Below are 474 nucleotides of genomic sequence, written 5' to 3'. Positions count from 1 at the left end.
GCTCAAGAAGATCGCTCAAGACGTGCTGAAGCTCGCGCTTCTTCGCCGGGAGCCCGACTTCGCACAGGTGCGGCCCATCATCGTGTTCGCTAGCGAGGAGGCGCGCTCGTCGATCACAGGCTGGGTGAAGCGTGCCGCTGAAGTCTTTGACGTCGAACTGCACGTAGTCGACATTGACCCCGAACTGCGGGCGGAGATCGTCGCCACGCAGGAACTTCAGAGGATGGTCAATGTCCCTCTCCCGTCGGTGGCTGACGACATCACTCACGAGGCCTAAGTTCGTCAGCCGTGGGTGGGGATTCCCGAGTCGGGGGCACTCGGCTCTGAGCAAGCTCTGTCGGAGCCTGCGGTTACGGTGAGCCCGCTATGAGTGAAACCTATTGCCACCTCTGTGACGCCGACCCTTGCTACTGCGGGCAGCACGGTCAGGTCGCGTACGTCCAGCACAAGACATTCGAGCGCGGCGCTCCCAAG

The 474-nt window shown here is 62.2% G+C and carries 1 protein-coding gene; it reads left to right on the top strand.

The annotated features are described in order from the left end of the window. On the top strand, positions 1 to 277 hold a 277-nt coding region (locus ACU8YE_RS24795), incomplete at its 5' end, for a hypothetical protein (protein ID WP_446930184.1). Positions 278 to 474: the final 197 nt, after the last annotated feature.

It is taken from the genome of Ralstonia sp. VS2407, assembly GCF_052950655.1.
This window is presented reverse-complemented; position numbering and strand designations above follow the sequence as displayed.